Genomic DNA, 3,372 nt, shown 5'->3' with positions numbered 1-3,372 from the left:
CTTGCAACGCCATGTATAATTCCTATTCAACGCGGGTGTAGTTCAATGGTAGAACCTCAGCTTCCCAAGCTGAATACGTGGGTTCGATTCCCATCACCCGCTCCATTGACGCCGTAATCAGTATCCTTCTATCCCACCAGTCAATTTAACCTTGTATCTGCGCTTAACCAAAACTCAGGTCAGAATTCAAGCCCGAAAACCTACGTCCAGATACCGACACATTATAAAAATATGAATTGCGTTAGATAGAACAATCGTTATAACAACGCCTTAATAATCTCTTCTGCCTCTTCATGGGTGATCGCACCGAGCTGAGTATGGGCTATATTGCCGTCACGGTTAACGACGACGGTGAAGGGTAGAATGCCGAATTCATTACCGTAGGCTTCGGCGATAGGCAGTGTGTCGCGTGGGTGCACAAGTATGGGATAGTTGATGGGAATTTTTTTAAGAAACTGTCGCACTGCCTCAATGTCGTCAACGGCAATACCAACAAACTGCAGGCCTTGTTCGCCATAGCTATCTTGCAGATCGACAAAAGCGGGTATCTCTCGCAAACAAGGCTCACACCAGGATGCCCAGAAGTTAACGACTAAAACTTTACCATCCCAGGTGCTGATGGTACGTTGAATACCATCAATGTCTGGCAAACTGAAGTATGGACGTTTGACCAATTTTTTTTGGTCGTCTTTGGCCTCTTCATCCATTTCAGCGGCAGTGTCTACATTTTCACTGAGATGACTAGGTGTTAAGGATTTTTTATAAAAATGATTGACTGCAACGCCAACGGCGCCAGCAATTAACAGCAGTGCTATAGCAATATTGATGGCGCGGTTGTGCCAGGATGATGTGCTCATAAGGAAAGGGCTTGATCCACGTGTTGTTTGAATGGCTCGGCTTTTATAAAGCCGACAAGGCGGTAAGATTTACGTTCATTCCCCTGCGCATCATAAAACATGATTGATGGTGGCCCTGGAATACTAAAGTGTTTCATTAAGGCTTGGTCTATGTCGTCATTAGCGGTGACATCGGCTTTTAGTAATAAGACCTTACTCAGCGTTTGTTGTACCGCCGGGTCTGAGAAGGTGTATTTTTCCATCTCTTTACAGGACACGCACCAATCAGCGTAAAAATCGAGCATGACGGGTGTGCCGTTTTGGCTGGCGTTTGCGACCTCACGTTGTAGGTCGCCAACACTTTTTATGGTTTTAAATTCCAGTGCATGGTTCGATTGTGTTGTCCCTGCAAGAAAACTCACGCCATGTAAAGGTCGTGTGACATCACTCCCGCCACTAACGGCGCCTAGCATGACAAAGCAACCGTAGACCAACAATGCGATGCCGCAGCCCTTGCGAAAACGTTGCCAACCCGTAGCCTTATCCAGCCGATCAAGCGCGCCAAGATAAATGGCGCTGAAGATAAACAATAATGACCATAGCAGCATGGTGACCATGCTTGGTGCGATACGCTCTAGCATCCACACTGCAACGGCCAATAGCATGATACCGAATGCGGTTTTAATGCCATCCATCCAGGCGCCAGCCTTAGGTAATAACTTCCCTGCTGAAGCACCAATGGCAAGCAGTGGCATACCCATACCAAGACTCATGGCAAACAAGGCGAGCCCGCCGAGCACAGCATCGCCACTATTACCAATATAAATGAGCGCTCCGGCTAAAGGCGCGGCGACACAAGGACCAACGATCAAGGCAGACAAAACACCCATAATGGCAACACCGATAAAGCTACCGCTTTTTTGTGAGTTACTAAGTTTGGTTATTTTATTTTGTAGTGCCGCAGGTATTTGTAACTCATAAAAGCCGAACATCGATAAAGACAATGCGATAAAAACTAAAACAAAACCGGAAATTATCCACGGGTTTTGAAATGCAGCTTGCAGGTTGGCGCCAAATAGACCGGCGAGTATGCCAATGACGGTGTAGGTGAGCGCCATTGCCAACACATAAATAAGTGACAGAATGAATGCGTGGCGCGTGGTCAGTGCTTTGCCTTGGCCAATAATAATGCCAGATAAAATCGGAATCATCGGGAAGACGCAAGGGGTGAAAGCTAAAGCCAAACCTAAACCAAAAAAGATAAGGGCAATTAACCACGGGCTATCGTTGGCAATGGTTGCAGCGAGTTGGTCTTGTTCGGAAACAAATGTTTCGCTGGCATTGCTATTAGCCGTATCAATGCCTGGAGCGGTGAACGACGCTTTGGTCAGTTTTGGTAAATCTATGCTGATGATTTTTTTGATCGGCGGATAGCAAAAACTGTCTTCGACACAACCCTGATAATAGGCCTGTAATTTTATGGTTTGCGCTGGCCCGGCTTCGCGAATAACGGGCAGGGTGATGGTAACCTCGTGGAAATAGACTTCGCTGTCACCAAAGCTCTCATCGTATTTTTTCTTACCTGGTGGCAATTGTGGTGCACCGAGGCTGACATCACCCTTGGTACTTTCGATGATGGCGAAACGAAATTTATCGCGATACATATAAATGTTATCTGCGATTTGCCACTGCATACGAATTGTCTGGCCATCGTCAGCTTCGGCAAAAAAGATAAAAGCCTCATCCGGAGATAATACGGTTTGTGAGGGATTACTTAGTCCCAACTCGCTGCTCAGGGCTTTAAGTCGATCAGCAAGATCGGTATCAACGGCGTTGGCGTACTGCATAGGTGCAACGCAGCAAAGCAGGATCAAAACAAGACGATAGATTCGGTATAAAGAGTTCATTTTAGTCAGTTGAAGCATTAATCCAGTTAAGGTAATCAGGTAGTCCGTCGACAATGGCTATGACGATCATTTCAGGAGACTCATAAGGGTGGTGTTTGGCGACCAAATTGCCTAGCTTATTTAATGTTGAGGTCGTGGTTTTAATAATCAGCATGCTTTCGTTGTCGTCCTGGATTTTGTCTTGCCAGCGGTATATAGAGCGTATATTGCTAATAATGTTCACACAGGCAGCGGCTTTTTCGGTAACAAAGAGCCGAGCCAGTGTCGCAGCAGACTCTGTTGGGCAAGTGACGTGAACCATGACGCATTGACTGTCAGCGCCCATCATTTTTGCCAAACTCGGTTTGAATGGCAGAGTTTCACTGATTTTCATTGCTCCGCAAGATGCCATAAAGCTTGCGTCACTGCAAAGATTGTTGCTGTAATCCCACTATATCGTCACATTGTGACTTGTTATTGTCCGATTTCAACGCTACTTTGTTAAACATGTTCTCGTTTAAGTTATTGCTAGCTCTCTTTATCGTCGTGCCGCTGGTCGAGATTTACCTGTTGGTGAAAGTTGGCAGCTTGATTGGCCCCTTGCCAACAATTGCCCTGGTGGTGTTTACCGCAGTGCTTGGCACGCTGCT

Annotated in this window: 4 protein-coding genes and 1 tRNA gene; 2 read left to right on the top strand and 3 right to left on the bottom strand. The window is 46.3% G+C overall.

The annotated features are described in order from the left end of the window. Positions 1-31: 31 nt before the first annotated feature. Positions 32-105 (top strand) — tRNA-Gly (locus JKY90_04720). 152 nt (positions 106-257) lie between these two features. Here JKY90_04720 and JKY90_04715 read toward each other — a convergent pair. The 3 genes from JKY90_04715 to JKY90_04705 are packed head-to-tail and all read right to left on the bottom strand — an operon-like array spanning position 258 to position 3,044. Beyond that, positions 258-857, bottom strand: coding sequence for a TlpA family protein disulfide reductase (locus tag JKY90_04715; protein ID MBL4851568.1), 600 nt, complete (start codon positions 855-857; stop codon positions 258-260). After that, entirely contained in the window at positions 854-2,761 is a 1,908-nt protein-coding gene (locus JKY90_04710) for a protein-disulfide reductase DsbD (protein ID MBL4851567.1), read from the bottom strand. The genes JKY90_04715 and JKY90_04710 overlap by 4 nt, the downstream gene beginning before the upstream one ends. Next, the gene (locus JKY90_04705) at positions 2,745-3,044 is read right to left on the bottom strand and encodes a divalent-cation tolerance protein CutA (protein ID MBL4851566.1); all 300 of its coding nucleotides are present in this window, start codon (positions 3,042-3,044) and stop codon (positions 2,745-2,747) included. Before JKY90_04705 ends, JKY90_04710 begins: the two co-directional genes overlap by 17 nt. A gap of 185 nt (positions 3,045-3,229) precedes the next feature. Between JKY90_04705 and JKY90_04700 the strand changes: the two genes are divergently transcribed. Further along, positions 3,230-3,372: FxsA family protein (locus JKY90_04700; GenBank protein MBL4851565.1), on the top strand; the 143-nt coding region annotated here is incomplete at its 3' end.

The sequence above is a fragment of the Gammaproteobacteria bacterium genome (genome assembly GCA_016765075.1).
Classification (GTDB): Bacteria; Pseudomonadota; Gammaproteobacteria.
Note: the sequence above shows the minus strand (reverse complement) of the source record. Positions and strands in the feature narration are given on the sequence as shown.

Bases quoted from the DNA above. Each gene is read 5' to 3' on its own strand.
- JKY90_04715 (MBL4851568.1), bottom strand. From the start codon at position 857: ATGAGCACATCATCCTGGCACAACCGCGCCATCAATATTGCTATAGCA.
- JKY90_04710 (MBL4851567.1), bottom strand. From the start codon at position 2,761: ATGCTTCAACTGACTAAAATGAACTCTTTATACCGAATCTATCGTCTT.
- JKY90_04705 (MBL4851566.1), bottom strand. From the start codon at position 3,044: ATGGTTCACGTCACTTGCCCAACAGAGTCTGCTGCGACACTGGCTCGG.